The organism is Streptomyces sp. NPDC101151, from assembly GCF_044768335.1.
Taxonomy (GTDB): Bacteria; Actinomycetota; Actinomycetes; order Streptomycetales; family Streptomycetaceae; genus Streptomyces.
This window is the reverse complement of sequence record NZ_JBIWPP010000026.1, coordinates 26,884-45,640: the sequence shown is the minus strand read 5'-3', so window position 1 is coordinate 45,640 and position 18,757 is coordinate 26,884. Positions and strand designations below refer to the sequence as shown.

The 18,757-nt window shown below is 71.2% G+C and carries 17 protein-coding genes and 1 pseudogene; 13 read left to right on the top strand and 5 right to left on the bottom strand.

What is annotated here, in order from left to right; genetic code table 11:
• The first annotated feature begins 65 nt into the window (after nucleotides 1-65).
• From ACIRU3_RS34265 to ACIRU3_RS34230, 8 genes and pseudogenes are all read left to right on the top strand, one after another.
• Nucleotides 66-380, top strand: a complete 315-nt coding sequence (locus ACIRU3_RS34265) for a WXG100 family type VII secretion target (RefSeq protein ID WP_404064820.1) — start codon at nucleotides 66-68, stop codon at nucleotides 378-380.
• Nucleotides 380-850, top strand: coding sequence for a hypothetical protein (locus ACIRU3_RS34260; protein ID WP_404064818.1), 471 nt, complete (start codon nucleotides 380-382; stop codon nucleotides 848-850). The genes ACIRU3_RS34265 and ACIRU3_RS34260 overlap by 1 nt, the downstream gene beginning before the upstream one ends.
• The gene (locus ACIRU3_RS34255; protein ID WP_404064815.1) at nucleotides 750-2,126 is read left to right on the top strand and encodes an RNase A-like domain-containing protein; all 1,377 of its coding nucleotides are present in this window, start codon (nucleotides 750-752) and stop codon (nucleotides 2,124-2,126) included. The genes ACIRU3_RS34260 and ACIRU3_RS34255 overlap by 101 nt, the downstream gene beginning before the upstream one ends.
• Nucleotides 2,127-2,143: 17 nt before the next feature.
• The gene (locus ACIRU3_RS34250; RefSeq protein WP_404064812.1) at nucleotides 2,144-2,713 is read left to right on the top strand and encodes a hypothetical protein; all 570 of its coding nucleotides are present in this window, start codon (nucleotides 2,144-2,146) and stop codon (nucleotides 2,711-2,713) included.
• 39 nt (nucleotides 2,714-2,752) lie between these two features.
• Nucleotides 2,753-3,043, top strand: a pseudogene (locus tag ACIRU3_RS34245) (RNase A-like domain-containing protein); the annotation flags it as partial.
• 344 nt (nucleotides 3,044-3,387) lie between these two features.
• Nucleotides 3,388-3,942: a hypothetical protein gene (locus ACIRU3_RS34240; RefSeq protein ID WP_404064810.1), complete on the top strand. Its 555-nt coding sequence runs from the start codon at nucleotides 3,388-3,390 to the stop codon at nucleotides 3,940-3,942.
• Nucleotides 3,943-4,001: 59 nt separating this feature from the next.
• The gene (locus ACIRU3_RS34235; protein WP_404064807.1) at nucleotides 4,002-4,301 is read left to right on the top strand and encodes an RNase A-like domain-containing protein; all 300 of its coding nucleotides are present in this window, start codon (nucleotides 4,002-4,004) and stop codon (nucleotides 4,299-4,301) included.
• A 16-nt stretch (nucleotides 4,302-4,317) separates the two neighbouring features.
• Nucleotides 4,318-4,968: a contact-dependent growth inhibition system immunity protein gene (locus ACIRU3_RS34230; protein ID WP_404064804.1), complete on the top strand. Its 651-nt coding sequence runs from the start codon at nucleotides 4,318-4,320 to the stop codon at nucleotides 4,966-4,968.
• Between the two features lie 82 nt (nucleotides 4,969-5,050).
• Here ACIRU3_RS34230 and sucB read toward each other — a convergent pair whose 3' ends face one another.
• The 3 genes from sucB to ACIRU3_RS34215 all read right to left on the bottom strand — a co-directional run bounded on the left by sucB (nucleotide 5,051) and on the right by ACIRU3_RS34215 (nucleotide 10,067).
• A complete protein-coding gene (sucB, locus tag ACIRU3_RS34225; RefSeq protein WP_404064801.1) occupies nucleotides 5,051-6,799 on the bottom strand; it encodes a 2-oxoglutarate dehydrogenase, E2 component, dihydrolipoamide succinyltransferase in 1,749 nt (582 codons plus the stop codon).
• A gap of 61 nt (nucleotides 6,800-6,860) precedes the next feature.
• The gene (gene lpdA / locus ACIRU3_RS34220; RefSeq protein WP_404064799.1) at nucleotides 6,861-8,249 is read right to left on the bottom strand and encodes a dihydrolipoyl dehydrogenase; all 1,389 of its coding nucleotides are present in this window, start codon (nucleotides 8,247-8,249) and stop codon (nucleotides 6,861-6,863) included.
• A gap of 291 nt (nucleotides 8,250-8,540) precedes the next feature.
• Nucleotides 8,541-10,067 (bottom strand): leucyl aminopeptidase, encoded by a 1,527-nt coding sequence (locus tag ACIRU3_RS34215; RefSeq protein WP_404064797.1) that lies wholly within the window; start codon nucleotides 10,065-10,067, stop codon nucleotides 8,541-8,543.
• A 345-nt stretch (nucleotides 10,068-10,412) separates the two neighbouring features.
• Here ACIRU3_RS34215 and ACIRU3_RS34210 point away from each other — a divergent pair, with 345 nt between their 5' ends.
• From ACIRU3_RS34210 to ACIRU3_RS34195, 4 genes are all read left to right on the top strand, one after another.
• A complete protein-coding gene (locus tag ACIRU3_RS34210; protein ID WP_404064794.1) occupies nucleotides 10,413-12,449 on the top strand; it encodes a hypothetical protein in 2,037 nt (678 codons plus the stop codon).
• Between the two features lie 116 nt (nucleotides 12,450-12,565).
• Nucleotides 12,566-14,086, top strand: coding sequence for a DUF3492 domain-containing protein (locus ACIRU3_RS34205; RefSeq protein ID WP_404064792.1), 1,521 nt, complete (start codon nucleotides 12,566-12,568; stop codon nucleotides 14,084-14,086).
• Nucleotides 14,083-15,660, top strand: coding sequence for a hypothetical protein (locus ACIRU3_RS34200; RefSeq protein ID WP_404064789.1), 1,578 nt, complete (start codon nucleotides 14,083-14,085; stop codon nucleotides 15,658-15,660). Before ACIRU3_RS34205 ends, ACIRU3_RS34200 begins: the two co-directional genes overlap by 4 nt.
• Complete coding sequence (locus ACIRU3_RS34195; RefSeq protein ID WP_404064786.1) at nucleotides 15,657-16,307, top strand: spherulation-specific family 4 protein; 651 nt, start codon at nucleotides 15,657-15,659, stop codon at nucleotides 16,305-16,307. Before ACIRU3_RS34200 ends, ACIRU3_RS34195 begins: the two co-directional genes overlap by 4 nt.
• 78 nt (nucleotides 16,308-16,385) lie before the next feature.
• Here the strand turns inward: ACIRU3_RS34195 and ACIRU3_RS34190 are convergent, their stop codons facing one another.
• The gene (locus ACIRU3_RS34190; RefSeq protein ID WP_404064783.1) at nucleotides 16,386-17,171 is read right to left on the bottom strand and encodes an adenosylcobinamide-GDP ribazoletransferase; all 786 of its coding nucleotides are present in this window, start codon (nucleotides 17,169-17,171) and stop codon (nucleotides 16,386-16,388) included.
• A gap of 146 nt (nucleotides 17,172-17,317) precedes the next feature.
• On the opposite strand from ACIRU3_RS34190, the gene ACIRU3_RS34185 reads away from it, so the two are divergent.
• Entirely contained in the window at nucleotides 17,318-18,082 is a 765-nt protein-coding gene (locus ACIRU3_RS34185; RefSeq protein WP_404064781.1) for a hypothetical protein, read from the top strand.
• On the opposite strand, the gene ACIRU3_RS34180 is transcribed toward ACIRU3_RS34185, so the two are convergent.
• Nucleotides 18,022-18,750, bottom strand: a complete 729-nt coding sequence (locus tag ACIRU3_RS34180; protein WP_404064778.1) for a hypothetical protein — start codon at nucleotides 18,748-18,750, stop codon at nucleotides 18,022-18,024. The two genes, ACIRU3_RS34185 and ACIRU3_RS34180, sit on opposite strands and share 61 nt — an antisense overlap.
• Nucleotides 18,751-18,757 lie beyond the last annotated feature (7 nt).

Here is an 18,757-nt window from a genome sequence, read left to right as displayed (position 1 = left end):
CAGTGAACGATGCGACTCAGGGCGGCGGCGCCTCGGTGCCGCGGGTCCGGAACGGGGAATGCGGTATGCAGGGCGACAGCGCCGGCGACGACTACATAGCAGTCTCGTTCGGCACGTTGGAGCATCTGACCGTCGAGCTCGACGACATCCTTGAGCAGCTCAACGGGCAACTGGAGGACCTCTACGCGCGCCTGGTGCCGGTCGTCGCGTCCTGGCGGGGTGAGGCCCGCGAGGTGTTCCTCGGCGAGCTCGACAAGTGGGACAAGTCGGCGTGGGACCTGCAGGCGGCCCACAGGTGGCTGCACGAGGTCGTGACCAGTGGCCATCGTGGGTACGCGGCCGCGCACAGCGCCGTGCTGCGGGGATGGGGCGGCGCCTGATGGCCGAGCGGCGGCCCACCGACGAGGAGCGCAAGAAGGAGCAGGCCGAGGCCCGGACCCGGTCGCCCAAGACGAGCGGCGGCGGATTCGACGTACAGCCGCCGCACCTGCACTACACCGCCCTCGTGGTGCGTGACGGGCAGTTCGACTACGACAAGGGCGCCACGGCGCTGGTCGGGGTGCTGAACGAATACAGTCAGTCGGCGGGCACCGGCTGGGGTGCGGACGAGTTCTCGGCGGCCTACAAGTCGGTGAACGAGAAGTTCCTGGAGCTCTGGGCGAAGAGCGTGGTCAGCGTGGGGGGGTGTCGCCGTCGGCCTGACGGACACGGCGAACAAATACACCCAGGCCGACTGGCACGCCCGCAGGATGCAAGGACCCCCGCCGGTTGCGAAGGCGCCGCCGGTCGTCATCGAGAAGGCGCCCAAGTACGGCCCGGTCAACGACATCAAGTGGTCCGGTACTGGTGAGGACGCGGACTCCTGGGAGATCTCCGGCGTCCTCGGCGAGATCCCCGACTTCCTCGCCGATGTGATCCGGCCGGCCATCGAGCACGGTCTCCGGCTCGGCAAGATGCACGAGATCACGCCGGGGTGCCGGGACGAGGAGTTCAAGGGCATGGCCACCGCCTGGGGTGCGGCCCAGAAGGCCGCCAAGGGCGCGTCGGACGACTTCAACGGTGCCATCAAGTTCATCAGCAACAACAAGGGAAACAGTGAGTGGCAGGGCGCCATGAAAGCCTTCTGCCAGACCATCTGGGGCACCACCGAGTGGGGCAGGACCTACGACAAGCAGATGCAGCGGGTCTCCATCGGTCGTAGCTGGAACACCGACCGCAAGGTCGTGCCCGCGAAGCGGCGTCCCATCATCGACATCCTCCAAGAGACGGCGACCGCCGTGCAGAAGGAGCTCGACGAGTTGGCCGGCGTGGCGGTCACGACCAGGGAGACCACCACCCGGCTCGGCAAAGAGGCGGCGAAGGCCACGGTAAAGGACCTGACGACGGACCTGGACCCGTTCGAGATGACGCGGCTCGCGGCGACCCTGGCGTTCGCCGAGATCGTCATGACGTTCCGCTCGCACATGGACAAGGGGGCCGCGGACGCGGCGGTCGAGAAGTACCACCAGGCCTTCGGTGACGCCGCCACCAAGCTGAAGGAGCTGGAGGCCGAGCTGGACGAGGCACTGCTCAGCGTGCCCACGTTCCTGGCGGAGGAGGCCCGCGCGGAGGGGTACGGAGCGCGTTCCCTCAACGACTTCAAGCAGGAACACAGCTGGCAGCGGCCCGAGAGTACGGTCCCGTACAAGTACTCCCTCGATCTGGCCACCGAGGAGGAGCTGTACGGCGGGCATAGCATCGACAAGCATGTCGGTCTGACGGACATGCAGCTGACGCAGCGGTTGCGAGACCAGTCGACCGGGGCCGGTGTGCCGCAGATTCCTGCTGCTTCGTCCTTCACCGACCTGGAATCGGCCCAGAATTATACGCAATACAATATCCGATGCAATTCGGCAGAGATCGACCAGTGGCTCAAAGGCCCTCCGGATCCGGGTGCGACCGAGGATTTCTCGGTGGGAGCGGTCGACACCGGGAATCACGCGATTCCCGTCGTGACCGGGCGCACGGCGGAAGTGGTGAATGATCACCCGACGCCGCCGAAGGACGCCCACGGCGTCTTGACGGTACTCAAGTACGAGCCAGGCCTGCACCCGCCCTTCGTCGTCTATACGTCCATGCCCACGTGATAAGTGAGGAGGCAATGATGGCCGAGCTCGACGAGCGGTCGTGGGCCGAGTCGATCGGGATGTACGCGCGCAGGTACACCATCGCCAAGGTGACGCGCCGGGAGCACAAGGACTGGCCGCGGGATGTGTACACCCTGATGCGCGGTGACACGCCGGACGCGCGCGGCTGGCGCGTGAACGACCCCCTCGCGGATGAGTTCGAAAGGTTGGACGACCCGTTCTACCCCTTCGTCGAGTTGCCGACCGACCCCGAGAAGGCGGACGCCCTCAAGTCCCGCGTGTACGAGATTCCGCGCTCTTCCGCCAAAAAATTCCTCGTAGTCCTTTCCACGCTGTGGCTCAATGTCGAGAGGACTCCGGAATTCGAGGAACGCAGGGCGGATCTGGAGGGGAAGGCCGAAGTCATCCTCTCGCGCTTTCCTGAGGGTTCCCGCTTCTACGCCAACACCGGGCGGGACAGTGCGCATCTCGACTACTACAAGCGGATTTCCGGCTGCAGCACAATTTCCCGGCACGGCTGGGACCTCGGTATGTTCCTCGTCTCCGAGAGGGAGGTAGGGATGGTCTGGTCCTTCCACGCATGGTGACCCGACCGACTCGATCAGCCGCCCCCTCGCTGCAGAAGGAGCCCCTTGCGCACCCGCACCGCCACCTACCCCGACCGGGAAACCGCCCAGTGGGCGACCCAGCACGTGGTCACCCGCAACGAGCAGGTCATCCACCGCTGGCTGGCCCAGTCCACCCGGCGGCGGCTGACGATCGAGGCGGCCTGGCCGTCCCGGGAGGAGCCCGTCGGCAGGGTGCTGCTGCAGGCCATGATGCTGGCCGGGCGCGGAGCCGTCGACGTACGGGCCGCCCGGGTCGTGCTGCGCCGCGAGCCGGCCGCCGCGCACGGGTTCGCCGTGCACGCCAGTTACGGAATGGGCAGGCCGAGCATTCCAGCGGCTTCCAGCTTCACCGACTTGGAATCGGCGCAAAACTACACGCAGTACATTATTCGGAGTAATAGTGCGGCAATCGACAAATGACTCAAAGGTCCTCCGCCGGTTGGTGGCAGGGAGGAATTTACGGTGGGATCGGTCGACAGTGGGAATCATGCGATTCCCGTCGTGACCGGGCGCACGGCGGAAGTGGTGAATGATCACCCGACGCCGCCGAAGGACGCCCACGGAGTTTCGACGGTACTCAAGTACGAACCGAAGTTGAAGCCACCGTTCGTCGTTTATACGTCCATGCCCAAATGATGAGTGAGGAGGCGGCGATGGCCGAAATCGACGAACGGTCGTGGTCCGATGCAATCGGCATGTACGAGCGTCGGGTGACCATTGCCAAGGTGACGAGCAGGGAGCACGAGAACTGGGCGCTTGATCTGTCCGTTCTGATGCATGGCGACACCCGTGATGTCCGTGGGTGGCGCACCGTGGACCACTGGGAGGGAGAACTCGACAGGCTCGAAGAACCGTCCTACCCCTTCGTCATCCCTCCGGAGGCTGTCGCGACGGCGGACGCCTGGAAGTCCTCTCTGTATGAGATCCCGCGTTCTCAGGCCGTACGGTTCCTCGTGGCTCTTTCCACGCCCTGGATCGATGTCACAGCAGAACCGGATTTCGAGGAGCGCAGGGAGGCCCTTGAAGCGAACGCCCGTGTCATCCTGTCGCGCTTCCCTGATGGATCGCACTTCTATGCGAACACTGGGCGTGACCGTGACTACTATCAGCGGGTTTCCGGGTGGAATTCCTTTTCCACGCGCACCTTCGACTTCGGCCTGGTGCTCGTTTCGGAGACGGAAGTCGGGATGGTCTGGTCATTCCGCTGATGTGAAGCGATTCGCCGCGCTGCTCCGATCCGCCGTACTGCCCACCATGGAGAAGACCCGTGCGCACCCGCACCGCCACCTACCCGGACCGGGAAACCGCCCAGTGGGCGACCCAGCACGTGGTCACCCGCAACGAGCAGGTCATCCACCGCTGGCTGGCCCAGTCCACCCGGCGGCGGCTGACGATCGAGGCGGCCTGGCCGTCCCGGGAGGAGCCCGTCGGCAGGGTGCTGCTGCAGGCCATGATGCTGGCCGGGCGCGGAGCCGTCGACGTACGGGCCGCCCGGGTCGTGCTGCGCCGCGAGCCGGCCGCCGCGCACGGGTTCGCCGTGCACGCCAGTTTCCCCGTCTATCTGTGAAGGCAGTGGTCCGACCGTGGCGCTGACCCCCCTTGAGCACGACCGCAGATACGGCGAGCTGGACCAGGTCCTGCGCGCCTACGTCGGCCAACCCGCCGACGACACCGAGGAGAAGCCGAGCGCTGCCCTCACCGCCTATCTGCGGCACACCTGGCACACCCGCCCCTGGGCGCTCGCCGCCGCCGAGAGCCAGCTGAAGGAGTATGCGCGTACCCCGCCGGGGCGGCTGAGGGTCCAGCTCGGCGAGTTCTACGCCCTGCCGGACGTGGGCCTGGCCGACGCGGAGATCCTGGACTGGCTGATGCTGCTCGCCGACCACATCCGGCGCAGCGTCGACGAGGGGCAGGTCCCGGTCCCGGCGAAGCCGGACACGCACTGGGAGTGGCAGGCCAGGTTCCCCGAGCTCGGGCAGTTCCTCGGGGGCTGGTTCTCACAGGACATGCCCGACGAGTTCGGCGGGCACGACGTGGCCGTGGACGACTACGCCGCGACGACCGACCGGCACCTCGTCGCGCGCCTCGTGGGCGAGATCCGGGAACTGCTGGCCCTCGGGCTCGACGAGAGCGAGTACGCCGTCGGCGCCGCCGAGCTGGGCATGGAGGTCGAGGCACCGGACCAGCACGCCGTGAGCGGCTGGCTCGCGCTGGTGGCGGCACGGCTCGCATAGCGGCACCCCCGCGCACGAACAGAGCCCCCGTCCGGAGAAGAACTCCGGACGGGGGCTCCGTCGTACTGCCTGATCAGGGAGATCAGAGGCCCAGCTCGACCTCGAACTCGCCCGCCTCCAGGATCGCCTTGACCGCCGTCAGGTAACGGGCCGCGTCGGCGCCGTCGACCAGGCGGTGGTCGTAGGAGAGGGTCAGGTAGGTCATGTCGCGGACGCCGATGACCGTGCCCTCCTCGGTCTCGATGACGGCCGGACGCTTGACCGTGGCACCGATGCCGAGGATCGCGACCTGGTTCGGCGGCACGATGATCGTGTCGAACAGCGCGCCGCGCGAGCCGGTGTTGCTGATGGTGAAGGTCGCGCCGGACAGCTCGTCCGGGGTGATCTTGTTGCCGCGGACCTTGCCCGCCAGGTCGGCCGTGGCCTTGGAGATGCCGGCGATGTTCAGGTCGCCCGCACCCTTGATGACCGGGGTCATCAGGCCCTTCTCCGAGTCCACCGCGATACCGATGTTCTCGGCGTCGAAGTAGGTGATGGTGCCCTCGGCCTCGTTGATCCGGGCGTTGATGACCGGGTGGGCCTTCAGCGCCTGGGCGGCGGCCTTGACGAAGAACGGCATCGGGGAGAGCTTGACGCCCTCACGGGCCGCGAAGGAGTCCTTCGCCTTGGCACGCAGCTTCATCAGCCGGGTGACGTCGACCTCGACGACCGACGACAGCTGGGCCTGCTCGTGCAGCGCCTTGACCATGTTGTCGCCGATGACCTTGCGGATACGGGGCATCTTGACGGTCTGGCCGCGCAGCGGGGAGACCTCCAGCGCCGGTGCCTTCCTGGCGGCGGCAGCCGGAGCGGCAGCGGCCGGGGCCGGAGCAGCGGCGGCGGCCTTCGCGGCCTCGGCGGCGGCGAGGACGTCCTGCTTGCGGATACGACCGCCGACGCCGGTGCCCTTGACGGTGGCCAGGTCGACGCCGTTCTCGGCGGCGAGCTTGCGCACCAGCGGGGTCACGTAGGCACCCTCGTCCGTCGCCTGGGCGGCGGGCGAGGGAGCGGCCGGGGCAGGGGTGACCGGAGCCGGAGCCGGGGCGGCCGGAGCCGGGGCAGCGGCGACCGGGGCGGGCGCGGGCGCCGGAACGGCGGGCGCCGGGGCCGGGGCGGCCGGGGCAGCGGCGGCGGGCGCCGGAGCCGGGGCGGCCGGAGCCGGAGCGGCGGCCGGGGCGGCACCGGGGGCGCCGATGACGGCGAGCTTGGCGCCGACCTCGGCGGTCTCGTCCTCGCCGACCACGATCTCGAGCAGCACACCGGAGGTGGGCGCCGGGATCTCGGTGTCGACCTTGTCCGTGGAGACCTCGAGCAGCGGCTCGTCGGCCTCGACGGAGTCGCCGACCGACTTCAGCCAGCGGGTGACGGTGCCCTCGGTGACGGACTCACCGAGCGCGGGAAGGACCACGTCCGTGCCCGACGCGCCACCGGCCGGAGCCGCGGGAGCGGCGGGGGCCTGGGGAGCCGGGGCGGGGGCGGCCTCGGCCACGGGCGCCGGAGCGGCGGCCGGCGCCGGCTCTGCGGCCGGGGCCGGAGCGGCGGCGGGGGCACCCGTGCCGTCGTCGATCACGGCCAGTTCGGCGCCGACCTCGACGGTCTCGTCCTCGGCGACCTTGATGGAGGCCAGCACACCGGCGGCGGGCGAGGGGATCTCGGTGTCGACCTTGTCGGTCGACACTTCGAGCAGCGGCTCGTCGGCCTCGACGCGCTCGCCCTCGGCCTTCAGCCAGCGGGTGACAGTGCCCTCGGTGACGCTCTCGCCGAGCGCCGGAAGGGTTACGGAAACCGCCATGGTTTCGGTTGCTCCTTACGAATTGCGGAAGTCTGTGTCGTCGCGCCCGTTGACCGAAGGCTCAGTCGTGGGAGTGCAGCGGCTTGCCGGCCAGCGCCAGGTGTGCCTCGCCGAGCGCCTCGCTCTGCGTCGGGTGGGCGTGGATGAGCTGGGCGACCTCGGCCGGCAGCGCCTCCCAGTTGTAGATCAGCTGGGCCTCGCCGACCTGCTCGCCCATACGGTCGCCGACCATGTGGACGCCGACCACGGCACCGTCCTTCACCTGGACGAGCTTGATCTCGCCCGCGGTGTTGAGGATCTTGCTCTTTCCGTTGCCCGCCAGGTTGTACTTCAGAGCGACGACCTTGTCCGCGCCGTAGATCTCCTTGGCCTTGGCCTCGGTGATGCCCACGGAGGCGACCTCGGGGTGGCAGTACGTCACCCGGGGCACGCCGTCGTAGTCGATCGGGACGGTCTTCAGACCGGCCAGACGTTCCGCCACCAGGATGCCCTCGGCGAAGCCGACGTGCGCGAGCTGGAGCGTCGGGACGAGGTCGCCGACGGCGGAGATGGTCGGAACGTTGGTGCGCATGTACTCGTCGACGAGGACGTAGCCGCGGTCCATGGCGACCCCGGCCTCCTCGTAGCCCAGGCCCTGGGAGACCGGGCCGCGGCCGACGGCGACGAGGAGGACCTCGGCCTCGAACTCCTTGCCGTCCGCGAGGACGACCTTCACACCGTCCTGGGTGTACTCGGCCTTCTGGAAGAAGGTGCCCAGGTTGAACTTGATGCCGCGCTTGCGGAACGCGCGCTCAAGAAGCTTCGAGCTGTTCTCGTCCTCGACCGGGACGAGGTGCTTCAGGCCCTCGATGACCGTGACGTCCGAGCCGAAGGACTTCCACGCCGAGGCGAACTCGACGCCGATGACGCCGCCGCCCAGGATGATCGCGGACTTCGGCACGCGGTCCAGGACGAGGGCGTGGTCGGAGGAGATGATGCGGTTGCCGTCGATCTCCAGGCCGGGCAGCGACTTCGGCACGGAGCCGGTCGCCAGCAGGACGTGGCGGCCCTGGATGCGCCGGCCGTTCACGTCGACGGAGGTGGGGGAGGACAGCCGGCCCTCGCCCTCGATGTACGTCACCTTGCGGGAGGCGACGAGACCCTGCAGCCCCTTGTACAGGCCGGAGATCACGCCGTCCTTGTACTTGTGGACCCCGGCGATGTCGATGCCCTCGAAGGTGGCCCTGACGCCGAACTGGGCGCTCTCGCGAGCCTGGTCGGCGACCTCGCCCGCGTGCAGCAGGGCCTTGGTGGGGATGCAACCCCGGTGCAGGCAGGTGCCGCCGACCTTGTCCTTCTCGATCAGGGCGACGTCCAGGCCCAGCTGCGCCCCGCGCAGGGCCGCGGCGTAACCACCGCTACCACCGCCGAGGATCACTAGGTCGAAAACGGTGCTGGCGTCGTTCGCCACGTCACGTCCTCCATGCATGTGCGCCGTACGCCGGTCTTCGATGACCGGCTGGCGGCTGGTGTCCGGCCGCTTGATGCTTCGGCCCTTCGGTGGGGGCCCTGTCCTGCCGGGCTCCATCTTTGCACTTGTTCGAGGCGGACGAGACGCCGGGCTGGGGTGTGAGACAGCCCACGTCCCCTTGAAACATGTCCCGGCGGCAGCCGACCAAAAGGGGCGTGGGGACCGCGCGAGCAGCCCCCACACCCCTGCGGTCGCCCCGACGACGGAGCGACCCGAGCTATTGGGCGAACATCAGCCCAGGTCACCCGCGGCGGTCAGCTCGGCGAGACGCACCAGCGTCCGGACGGCCGTACCCGTGCCGCCCTTCGGCGTGTAGCCGAACGGACCACCCTCGTTGAAGGCCGGACCGGCGATGTCGAGGTGCGCCCAGGTGATCCCCTCGCCCACGAACTCGCGCAGGAAGAGACCGGCGACCAGCCCGCCGCCCATCCGCTCGCCCATGTTCGCGATGTCGGCGACGGTGGAGTCCATCCCCTTGAGCAGGTGCTCCGGCAGCGGCATCGGCCACGCCGGCTCGCCCACCTCCTCCGCGGCCTCGTACACCGTCGTACGGAAGGAGTCGTCGTTCGCCATGATCCCGAACGTCCGGCTGCCCAGCGCCAGCATCATCGCGCCGGTCAGCGTGGCGACGTCCACGATCGCGTCCGGCTTCTCCAGCGAGGCCGCCCACAGCGCGTCGGCGAGGACCAGCCGGCCCTCGGCGTCGGTGTTGAGCACCTCGACGGTCTTGCCGCTGAACATGCGCAGCACGTCACCCGGCCGCACGGCCGAGCCGGACGGCATGTTCTCGGCCAGCGCCAGCCAGCCGGTGACATTGACCTCCAGGCCGAGGCGGGCGGCGGCGACGACCGCGGCGAACACGGCGGCCGCACCGCTCATGTCGCACTTCATCGTCTCGTTGTGACCGGCCGGCTTGAGCGAGATGCCGCCCGAGTCGTAGGTGATGCCCTTGCCGACGAAGGCCAGGTGCTTCTCCGCCTTCGGGTGCGTGTACGACAGCTTGACCAGGCGCGGGGTCGCGGCCGAGCCGCCGCCGACGCCGAGGATGCCGCCGTAGTTGCCCTTGGCCAGGGCCTTGTCGTCGAGCACCTGCACCTTGATGCCGTGCTCCTTGGCCGCGGCCTGCGCCTCGGCGGCGAACGCCGCCGGGGTGAGGTCGTTCGGCGGCATGTTGATCAGGTCGCGGGAGCGGTTCAGCTCCTCGGCGACCGCGAGGGCCCGGGCCACGGCGCTCTTGTGGGCCGCGTCCCGCGGCTTGCCGCCGAGCAGCGCGGCCTCGGCCAGCGGCGCCTTGCCGTTCCTGGCCTTGGCTTCCTTGCCGGATTCCTTGTACGTGTCGAAGGCGTAGGCGCCGAGCAGGACGCCCTCGCCGATCGCGCCGACGGCGCCCGGGCCGTCGACGGGCAGGGCGAACGCGGCCTTCTTGGAGCCGGTGAGCGCGCGTGCGGCCACGCCGGCGGCCCGGCGCAGCGCCTCGGCGTCGAACCCGGCGTCCTTCCCGGGCTCCGCGCCCAGGCCCACCGCCACCACGAGCGGCGCCTTGAAGCCGGCCGGGGCGGGCAGCTTCGTCAGCTCGCCCTCGGCACCCGAGGCGCCGAGGGTCTCCAGGACGCCGGCCAGCGTGCCGTCGTACGCCTTGTCCACGGCTTCGGCGCCCGGGGCGACGACGGGGCCCTTCGCGCCCTTGGCGACACCGATCACGATCGCGTCGGCCCGCAGGCCGTGCGCCGCGGCGGTGCTGAGAGTCAGAGCAGTCACGGTGGTGAAATCTCGCTTCCGATGTGAAGTTGCTGTGGCCGATGAGGGGTGGGTCGACCGGGCCCGAGAGCCGACCCTAGGTCCAGGCCTGGGGGCATGTGGCAACCGGGGCCTTCACCCTGTCGGCGAACACCCGTGACGAGACTACGCGCGTACGACCGTTCGCTCATGCCTGCGGGTGTTCACCCCTGCGTGGCGTCGTGGCCACTTCCCGCCCCCGGGGGCGGGTGACCTGAGCCACACTCGTCGGGTTCCGGTGGGCGGGCTGCCCACCGCTTCGCATGATTTCCACTGATTCTCCGTGGATTCGCCACAGGAGGATCTTCTGGGGGGAAGGAACCTGCCATGGCACACCGCGCGCACCGCTGGAGAGCCACGACCGTCACCGCGACGGCCGCAGGACTCATAGCACTGGGGCTCGCCGCCCCGCCCGCCTCGGCCGCCACCGCCCCGCGCGTCGATCTGCGGGTGCTGGTGGTCGACGACGGCGGCAGCCCGGTCGGCGCGATCACCGCGCAGCTGAAGAGCGAGGGCATCCCGTACACCACCGTCGACCTGGACGACTCCGGTCGCCCCGCCATCACCGCCGCCTTCCTGAGCGACACGGTGAGCGGCCGGCCCCGTGCCAAGTTCCAGGGTGTGGTCCTGCCCGACGAGGCCCCGTTCGGCGCGGGCTCCGCCGAGCAGACGGCCCTGGAGTCCTACGAGAAGACGTACGGCATCCCGCAGGTCGACGCCTACACCTGGGCCCACCCCGAGGTCGGCCTGGACTACACCGACAACAACGGCTACGCCGGCAGCCTCGACGGACGGACAGCCGCCGTCACCACGGCCGGCCGGGCCGGCCCCTTCGGGTATCTGGACGGCGCGTTCTCCTTCGAGGACAACTCGCCGTCCGTGCAGGAGAGCTACGGCTTCGTGGCCCAGCCCCGCACCGGCTTCACCAGCTACGTCGACGTCCCCGTACCGGGCGGCACCGGCACCGGCAGCCTGCTCGGCGAGTACGCCCACGACGGCCGGCGCGAACTGGTGGTGACCTTCGCCTACAACCAGTACCAGCAGCAGTTCCGGGTGCTGGCCCGCGGCATCGTGGAATGGCTGACCCAGGGCGTGCACCTGGGCCAGGCCCGCAACTACTTCGCCGTCCACGTGGACGACGTGTTCGCGCCGGACGCCCGCTGGGACGCCGAGCGCAACTGCACGCCCGGCGACATCGACTGCGCGGGCGGCGGCGACGACACGGAGACGCCGATCCGGATGACGGCGGCCGACGCGCAGTACGCGGCCGCCTGGGAGCAGACCCACGGCTTCACGCTCGACATGGTGTTCAACGCGGGCGCCGGCGAGGAGTGGAAGAGCGAGAACGGCGGCACCGACCCGCTGGCCGCCCAGCTCCTCAAGGACAAGGCCAAGTACCGCTGGGTGAACCACACCTACACCCACCTGTTCCTCGGCTGCGTCCAGGACACCTCGACCGTGCCGTGGAGCTGCGTGAAGAACGCCGACGGCTCGACGCGGTGGGTGAGCCGCTCCGACATCTCCGGGGAGATCTCCGACAACTACAACTGGGCGCTCCAGCACGGGCTCTCCGTCGACCGCGGCGAGCTGGTCACGGGTGAGCACTCGGGTCTGAAGACCCTGCCGCAGCAGCCCCAGGACAACCCCAACCTCGGGCCGGCCCTGGCGGCAGGCGGCGTGAGGTGGACCGCCTCGGACAACTCCCGGGAGTCCGAGCAGCGCACCGTGGGCAGCAGTACCCTCACCGTGCCGCGCTACCCGATGAACGTGTACTACAACGCGGGCACCGAGGCCGAGATGGCCGACGAATACAACTGGATCTACACGTCCAGGGCGGACGGCGGCAGCGGGATCTGCGAGGACAACCCGGCCTCGACCTGTCTGACGCAGCCGCTGGACACGGCCACCGGCTACACCGGCCACATCGTGCCCACCGAGGCCCGCACCGACCTCGGGCACGTGCTGGCCAACGACCCGCGCCCGCACTACGCGCACCAGTCCAACCTGGCCGAGGACCGCATCCTCTACCCGGTCCTGGACCGCGTGCTGGCCGACTACCAGGCGCTGTTCGCCGACAACACCCCGATCGTCAACCTGCGCCAGAGCGCCATCGGCGCCGAGCTGCAGAACCGGGCCAAGTGGCAGACCGCGCTCGACAACGGCCGGGTCACCGCCTACCGGATCGGCAACACCGTGACGGTCACGGCCCCGTCCGGCACCCAGATCCCGGTGACGGCGCCGGAGGGAACCAGGCAGCAACTCCTGCTCGGTACGACCGCTTTCGGCACGGCGTACGCGGGCGAGCGCTCTGCGTGGGCGACACCGGGTGCCCTGCAGTCGGCGCTCACCTTGAAGCTGCCGTAGGGGAGCGCCCCGGAAGGGGCGCGGGGAACTGCGCGCCCGGCAACGACGGACCCGCAGCCGGGTCCGGGCCGCAGTTCCCCGCACAGCATCCGCACACCAGGGGGGAACGCGCATCCATGCGCTCCGGCCGTCATGTCACCATGCTCACCGAAGGCACCTACCCGCACATCCACGGAGGGGTCAGCACCTGGTGCGACCAGCTCGTCAAGGGCATGCCGGAGGTGGCCTTCCAGCTCGTCTCGCTCACCGGCAGCGGCCGCGAACCCGTGACCTGGGAGCTGCCGGCGAACGTCCGCGGGCACACCACCGTGCCCACCTGGGGCCCGCGCCCCGGCCGGGCCCGCGCCCCCCACGGCCGGGCCCGGCGTCGCTTCACGGACGCCTACGAGCGTCTCGTGCTGTCCTTCCTCGATCCCGAGGGCCGCTGCGACTTCGGTGAGGCGCTGTACGAGCTGGCCGTCATCGCCCGCGACGGATGGCTGTCGGCGGCCCTGCGCACCGAGTCCGCGCTGCGTTCGCTGCAGTGGATCTGGACGATGCCGCATCTGCCGACGGCGGCCGCCCGGCCCACCGTGCACGACGCGCTGACCGCCACGGACCTGCTGGAGCACGCCCTGCGCCCGCTCGGGGTGCGCATTCCCGTCGACTCGGTGGCGCACGCCGTCAGCAGCGGCCTCGCCACCCTGCCCGCCCTCGCCGCGCACCACCTCGACGGGGTGCCCTTCCTGCTCACCGAGCACGGCATCTATCTGCGGGAGCGCTATCTGGGACAGTGCGGTGACGGACACCGCTGGCCCGTGAAGGCGTTCATGCTCGGCTTCTACCGTGAACTGAATTCACACGGGTACCGCGCCGCCGACCTGATCACACCGTGCAACCAGTACAACCGCCGCTGGGAGGAGCGCGGCGGCGCCGACGCCGGCCGGATCCGCACGGTCTACAACGGCGTCGACCCGTACGCCTTCCCGCACGCAGGGCCCGAACCCGACGTGCCCACCCTCACCTGGTGCGGCCGCGTCGACCCCATCAAGGACCTGGAGACCCTGCTGCGTGCCTACGCCCTCGTCCGGGCCGAACTCCCCGAGACCAGGCTCCGCCTGTTCGGCCCGGTCCCGGCCGGCGGCGAGGGTTACCGCATCCGCCTGGAGAAGCTCGCCGCCGAACTCGGCGTCACCGACGGCCTGACCTTCGAGGGCCGCATCAGCGAGGTCTGGCGCGCCTACGCGGCCGGCCACCTCGTCATGCTGTCGTCCGTCTCCGAGGGCTTCCCGTTCTCGATCATCGAGGCCATGTCCTGCGGCCGTACGACCGTCTCGACGGACGTCGGCGGGGTCCGTGAGGCGGTCGGCGACACCGGCCTCGTGGTCCCGCCGCGCGAGCCGGAGAAGATGGCCGCCGCCGCGCTGGCCCTCCTGCGCGACGACGAACGGCGCCTGAGGCTCGGCGAGTCGGCCCGGCAGCGGGTGATCGACCTGTTCACCCTGCGTCGCTCGGTCGACCACTTCCGCACCATCTACCAGGAACTCGCCGGACGCCCCGAGGTGTACGAGCCCACGGTCGAGACGGTCGCCGACTGGACCGCGGAACTGCGCGACCCCTGGTACGCGGCGGTGGCGACGGACGGGACCGGCCGGTGAGCGAAGACCGGCGGACGCCCTCCGGGACCCTGTCCGCAATCCCGCGCCCCCGTCGGCAGCCCAGCTGGGCCCGGCCCGATCCGATCGAGGAACTCGCCGGGGAACTGGACGAGTTCGTGTCGGCCGCCGTCCACCCGGACGAGGTGGCGGCCCTGCTGGAGTCCGACGGCCTGTCCGACGACCGGATACGCGAGCGCTACGGCGTCGAGAACTCCTTCGCGCTCGCCGAGCAGCTCTACGACCGGACCCCGCGCCGCCACCCCGAGCCGGACGGCGGACTCCCCGACCCGTGGCGGGCCGGTCTGCTCGGCTGTCTGCTGCGCGGACTCGTCTTCGCGCTGCCGGGCCTCGCCTACGTCCTCGGCGCCCCGCTGCTCACCGGACCGCACGAGTCCGCGGGCCTCCCCGCGGGTGCCCGCACCCTGCTGGCCGGCGCTTTGTGCGGCTGGGCCTGGAACCAGGGGCTCGCCCACCGCGCCCATTCCTGGCTGGGCCTCGGCGACCGCCCGGCGGCCCGTCGCTGCCTGCTGGTCGGCGCCCCGGCGGGCATGCTGCTCGGCACGCTGGTCGCGCTCGCCGTCGCCGGCACCGGCCACCCGGCCGCCGTCGCGTTCGCCGCCGGACAGTCCTGCTACCTGGGCGCGTCCGGGGTCCTGCTGGTGATGGGCCGGGAACGGGCGCTGCTGGCGGCCCTGGCGCCGATGACGGCCGGCGCCCTCGTGGCACCGGTCCTCCCGCTCCCCGGACCCGCCGGCCCGGCCCTCCTGCTGACCTCGCTGACCGCAGTGGCCGTCCTGGGCCTCCTCGAAGTCGCCCCGGCGGGCAAGGACCCGGGCGACGGCAGCCGGACCGCGGGCCTTGTCGCCCTGCTCACTTCAGGCCGCCGGGCCACGGCCGCCATCCTGCTGTCCTTCGGCCGCTCCGCTGCCAAGCACCGGCCGTCCCTGGGCCGCCGCGGTGCCGGGCGTCCACCGCGGCCGGTCGCCGTGCCGAGGTTCGCCGACTCCCTGCCCTATGCCGTGTTCGGCCTCGGCAGCGGTGTGCTGGTCGTGTACGCGGCCCTCGGTGATGTCCTCACCGGCGCGGAGCACAGTGCGGTCGCCGCCCCGGCGGCCCTGGCGCTCACGCTCAGCATGGGCCCCGCCGAATGGCTGCTGTACCGCTTCCGCAGCGCCAGTCTGGCCGCGCTGCGCGCCAGCGGTACCCCGAGGGAGTTCAGCCGGGCCACGGCCCGTGTCCTGGCCCGCTGCCTCACCGGCTATCTGGCCGCGCTGCTCGCCCTGGCCCTCGCCGCCGGCGCACTGTGGCCGCACGCACCCGCGCCGTCCGGCGTGCGCGTGGCCGGCCTGCTCGCCCTCGGCGTGGTGCTGTGGACCGGCCTGTTGCTCCAGTCCTTCGGCGCCGTCCTCGGTGCGACGGCGGTCTGCTGCGCGGCCGCCCTCGCCCAGACCCTGGCCCTGCTCACCCACGCGGCCGGCCCGCACACCGTCGCGCTCGCCGTGTACGCGTCGGCGGCCGTCGCTCAAGTCGCTCTGGTCCGCGGACTGCTGGGAAGGGTGAGCGCCCACCGATGAGCACCCTCCTGGTCCCGTACTACGAGCACCCCTCGGTCCGCCCCGCCGAGTGGGCGGTGATCCTCGCGGCCGCGCCCCGCCTGTACGGCGTCGTCCTCAACCCGGCCGACGGCCCCGGCGACCGCCCCGACGAGGCCTTCGCCGAGACCGCCGCCCGGCTGCGGACGGCGGGGGTGACCCTGCTCGGCTACATCGACACCGGCTACGGCAGGAGGCCCTACGAGGACGTCGTACGGGATCTGCGCCGGCATCGCGCGTGGTACGGCACCCAGGGCGCCTTCCTCGACCAAGTGCCGTCCGGGCCCGCCGAGTCACGGCACTACGAGCGGCTGACCACGGCCGCCCGGACCCTCGGCTGCGTCACCCTCGCGCTGAACCACGGCACCCCGCCGCACCCGGCGTACGCGGCGCTCGCCGATCTCCTCGTCACCTTCGAGGGGCCCTGGGCGACGTACCTGCGCACGCCCCGGCAGCCCCGGCACTACCCGGCCGGGGCGCGGGCGTGTCATCTGGTGTACGGCGTCCCGCCGGACGCGGACGCGGCCGGGGCCGCCCGTGCGCGGGGCGCTGCCGTGCACTGCGCGGTGCCCGGCACGGGCGCTCACCCCTGGGGCACCCTGCCCCACGGCCTGGACTCGACCCTCTGAAGCGTTCCCCGGCCGAAGCGGAGAACCGGGTGAGTGCATGCCGGATCCCGCGTCGCCGGCACGATCCGGAGGACACTCCTAACGCCCCAGGGACAGCACCACGAGCGCGGCCGTCGCCGCCGTCTCCGCGAGGGCGCCGAACACATCCCCGGTGACTCCGCCGAAGCGGCGGGTGCAGCGGCGCAGCAGGAGTCCGGCGGCGGCCAGGGACAGCAGGACCGCGGCCGCCGTACGGACGGCGCCGTACGGGCCGAGGGCCGCTCCCCAGGCGGCCGTGACGATCGTGCAGGCAGCCGTGACGGCCAGCGCGGCCGGCACCGGCACCACCCCGGCGACCGCCGCCCCCAGTCCCTCCGGACGGGCGGCCGGCACCCCGGCGCGAGCGGCCAGGGTGAGCGCCAGCCGGGCCGCGACCGCCGAGGTGAGCGCCGCGGTCGCGCCGCGTACCCAGGAGTCGTCGTAGAGCTGCGCCAGCACGGCGACCTGGGCCAGCAGCACCAGGACGAGGGTGAGCACCCCGAACGGCCCGATGTCCGACTGCTTCATGATCCGCAGCGCGTCCTCGGCGGGCTTGTTGCTGCCCAGCCCGTCCGCCGTGTCGGCGAGCCCGTCGAGGTGCAGTCCACGGGTCAGCGCGGCCGGTACGGCGACCGAGGCCACCGCGGCGAGCAGCGGGCCGGAGCCCAGGAGGAGGAGCAGCAGCCCCAGTCCTGCGGCACAGCCGCCGACGACCAGTCCGACCACCGGGGCGCTCAGCATGCCCCCTCGGGCGGCGTCCCGGTCCCAGCGGTGCACCCGGACGGGCAGCACGGAGAGGGTGCCGAAGGCGAAGCGGAGGCCGTCGAGAGGGGAGGTCTTGAGCACCGGCGCAGGTTACCGGGCCGTCGGCGGACTCCCCGCCATGCCCGGGGACGCTGCGTCGTCCGGGGGAGGACGCCCGCAGCCCCCGCCCCGAAAAACAGGGCTGACCCGCGCTGAAATAGCCGTTGATGTCCTAGTAATGTGCGCACATGGGGCACTGGTGGGAGCGGAACATCGTGGAGCCGGGCAAGCTTCCGCTGCTGCTGGCTCTGGCCGCCTTCGTCGTCACCTTCGTCGTCACTCGCGTGATCGTCCGGCTGATCCGCGCCGGCAAGGGCCCCTTCGGCAACGTCAAGGCGGGCGGGCTGCACATCCACCACGTGGTCCCCGGGGTCGTGCTGACCGTCGTCGGCGGCTTCGGTGCCGTCGCCAGCGACCGGCACGGCGCGGGCGGGGCCGTCGCCGCCGTCGTCTTCGGCATGGGGGTGGGGCTCGTCCTGGACGAGTTCGCGCTGATCCTGCACCTCGACGACGTCTACTGGAGCGAGGAGGGACGCAAGAGCGTCGAGGTCGTCGTGGTCACCGCCGCCCTCGTCGGCCTGCTGCTGGCCGGGTTCTCGCCGTTCGGCGTCAACGACCTGTCCGCCGAGGAACTCCAGGACCGGGGCACGGTCATCGCCAACATCGGCGTGAACTTCTTCTTCGCCCTCATCGCGCTGAGCAAGGGCAAGGCCCGGATCGCGATCTTCGGGGCGGTCGTGCCGCTGGTCGCCCTGGTCGGCGCCGTCCGGCTGGCCCGCCCCGGATCCCCCTGGGCCCGCCGCTTCTACGGCCGCCGCCCCCGCGCCCGCGCCAAGGCCGCCCTGCGCGTCTACCGCCACGACCGCCGCTGGGCCGGACCCCGCCGCGCCGTTCAGGACTGGATCGGCGGAAAGCCCGACCCGCGCCCGGCCCGGCTGCCCGGCCGCCGCTGACGGCGCCGCAGCCGGCCCTTGTACCGGTGCCGCAGCGCCGCCGCCAGGCACAGCAGCCCCACCCCCGTCAGCGCGGCCAGATGCTCCTTGCCCGCCAGGTTGTCCTTGAGCAGCACCTCGACCACCATCGCCAGGGTCACCGCACCCGCCGTCACATAGGCGCCGTAGCGCCAGCTCACGTACACGGCGAGCCCCACCACGGCCGCCGACGGGCCGGTGTCCACGACCTGCGCGTCCGAGGCGGGCAGACCGAACGGGGCGTGCGGGCCGAGCGCGATGCCCACGCGTGCGTACAGCGTCCCGGCGAGCGTGGCGACATAGGAGATGGTCAGTGTCCGCCACCAGCCCAGACACACCTCGGCGATGCCGAACACGAGCAGGATCTGTGCGAGCGCCCCCCACACGGGCAGGTCGAGCGCCGGGACGAACAGCGACAGGGGAGTGCGCAGCAATGCCAGCCACAGCGGGTCCTCGGCCCGGACGGCCCCCACGTCCTGCACGAACTGGAAGCCCCACGGCCGGTTCTGCACGAACTGCAGCAGCGTGGTCAGACACACCGCCGTGACCGTCATCGGGACCGCCCGCAGCCGCCGCTTGAGCAGGGGCTCGCGCACGGTGACGTACAGCAGCCCCCACTCGGCACGGGCCCAGCGGGCGAGCTTCCTCATCGCGTGT

Bases quoted from the DNA above. Each gene is read 5' to 3' on its own strand.
- ACIRU3_RS34265 (WP_404064820.1), top strand. From the start codon at position 66: ATGCAGGGCGACAGCGCCGGCGACGACTACATAGCAGTCTCGTTCGGC.
- ACIRU3_RS34260 (WP_404064818.1), top strand. From the start codon at position 380: ATGGCCGAGCGGCGGCCCACCGACGAGGAGCGCAAGAAGGAGCAGGCC.
- ACIRU3_RS34255 (WP_404064815.1), top strand. From the start codon at position 750: ATGCAAGGACCCCCGCCGGTTGCGAAGGCGCCGCCGGTCGTCATCGAG.
- ACIRU3_RS34250 (WP_404064812.1), top strand. From the start codon at position 2,144: ATGGCCGAGCTCGACGAGCGGTCGTGGGCCGAGTCGATCGGGATGTAC.
- ACIRU3_RS34240 (WP_404064810.1), top strand. From the start codon at position 3,388: ATGGCCGAAATCGACGAACGGTCGTGGTCCGATGCAATCGGCATGTAC.
- sucB (WP_404064801.1), bottom strand. From the start codon at position 6,799: ATGGCGGTTTCCGTAACCCTTCCGGCGCTCGGCGAGAGCGTCACCGAG.
- ACIRU3_RS34210 (WP_404064794.1), top strand. From the start codon at position 10,413: ATGGCACACCGCGCGCACCGCTGGAGAGCCACGACCGTCACCGCGACG.
- ACIRU3_RS34205 (WP_404064792.1), top strand. From the start codon at position 12,566: ATGCGCTCCGGCCGTCATGTCACCATGCTCACCGAAGGCACCTACCCG.
- ACIRU3_RS34195 (WP_404064786.1), top strand. From the start codon at position 15,657: ATGAGCACCCTCCTGGTCCCGTACTACGAGCACCCCTCGGTCCGCCCC.
- ACIRU3_RS34185 (WP_404064781.1), top strand. From the start codon at position 17,318: ATGGGGCACTGGTGGGAGCGGAACATCGTGGAGCCGGGCAAGCTTCCG.
- ACIRU3_RS34180 (WP_404064778.1), bottom strand. From the start codon at position 18,750: ATGAGGAAGCTCGCCCGCTGGGCCCGTGCCGAGTGGGGGCTGCTGTAC.